The 1555-nt window shown below is 72.4% G+C and carries 1 protein-coding gene; it reads left to right on the forward strand.

What is annotated here, in order from left to right; all coding sequences use genetic code 11:
- Positions 1-623: 623 nt before the first annotated feature.
- A partial coding sequence (locus GPJ59_RS36110) for a phosphatase PAP2 family protein (RefSeq protein WP_219672341.1) occupies positions 624-1555 on the forward strand: 932 nt, incomplete at its 3' end.

Genomic DNA, 1555 nt, shown 5'->3' on the forward strand with positions numbered 1-1555 from the left:
CCCTGGAGATGGGAATAAGCGACAGCCCCAGCACCGGCCACCGCCGCCGACCCGGCGACCTCCGCCGGTCCCACCCTCCGCCGAGCCAGTGGCCTCCGCCGGTCCCACCCTCCGCCGAGCCAGTGGTGGCCTCCGCCGGCGCGCCGGGCCTTCTGCCGTACGCCGGACCCTCCGCCGTACGCCGGGTCCTCGCCGGTACCGGCGGCCGCCGCCCGCGCACCGGCCCTCCGCCGGCACCGGCCACCTCCGCCCACGCACCGGCCACCGCCGCCGAGCCAGTGGTGGCCTCCGCCGGTACCGCCCTCCGCCGAGCCAGTGGTGGCCTCCGCCGGTGCCGCCCTCCGGACCCAATGGCCTCCGCCAGTAGCGACTGCCTCCGCCGGTGCCGATCGCTGCGGAAGATGGAATTCCAATTCGCCTTTTCCTGCACGGAATTCGCCCCTGGCGCCGCGAAGTCAGGACAATCTTCCGGAGTCGCTCGCCGCAGAATCGATCAAGCAGTGCGAATTGGCCGGAATTTCCCGTCGGCGGTAACCCGCTTGAGACCAACTCCACATCACATGGTCGTCACAACCCCCGCGATTCGACCGGTGCCGCCACCGGCTCGCGGTAACGTCGATTGAGTGCGTACCGACCAAATCTTCACCCGTCTGGAGCGGGTCTTCGCCCGGCTGGACCGTGAACCCCAACGACCGGCTCATCTGCAAACGCCGCAGATGAGCCGGCACCGTGTCGTGCTGCTCGGCGCCACCCTCGCCTTCTACTCGGCGATCGTGGTGGCCGTCCTGACCACCTCCTGGCTGGTCCGGCTCGACTGGCAGATCATGTTCTTCCGGCCGTACGAGCAGTGGCCGCAGCTGCACGCCTTCCTCGACTACCTCGTCGTCCTGGGCCAGCGCGGCCCCACCGCCGTGATGGTCACCGCGTGGCTCGGCTGGCGCTCCTGGCGCCAGCACACGCTCCGCCCGCTGCTCACGCTCGGCGTGGCGCTGCTCCTGCTGAACGTCACCGTGGGCTCGGTGAAGCTGGGCCTCGGCCGGCTCGGTCCGCACTACGCCACGCAGATCGGCTCCGCCGAGCTCTTCGCCGGCGGCGATATATTCCCCTCCGGCCACACCGCCAACGCCGTCGTGACCTGGGGCATCCTCGCCTACCTGGCGTCGACCGTGGTCACCCGGCGGGTGCTGTCGATCCTTTCGGCGGTCGTCGCCCTCAGCGTCGGCGCCACCACCGTCTACCTGGGCACGCACTGGGTGAGCGACGTGCTCCTCGGCTGGGCCGCCGGCCTGCTGATCCTGCTGGCGCTGCCCTGGTTCGAGCCGCTCATCGCGCGCACCGAGGCCAAGGTCTTCGAGGTGCGCGAGACGCTGCGCAGCCGTCGCCGCGGCACCGGACGGGTGCCGGTACCGGCCGGCTCGCCGGTCCCGGTGGCCCCGCTGCCGGCGCAGGCCAAGGTGTTCGTACAGCGTACGGCCGCGACCGGGCGCGAGGGCGACGAGGTCCGGACCGCCGGGGCGGGTGCGAGCGCGGGCACGGGCGCGGGCGGGGGGGGGGG

The organism is Streptomyces bambusae (assembly GCF_019400985.1).
Classification (GTDB): domain Bacteria; phylum Actinomycetota; class Actinomycetes; order Streptomycetales; family Streptomycetaceae; genus Streptomyces; species Streptomyces bambusae_A.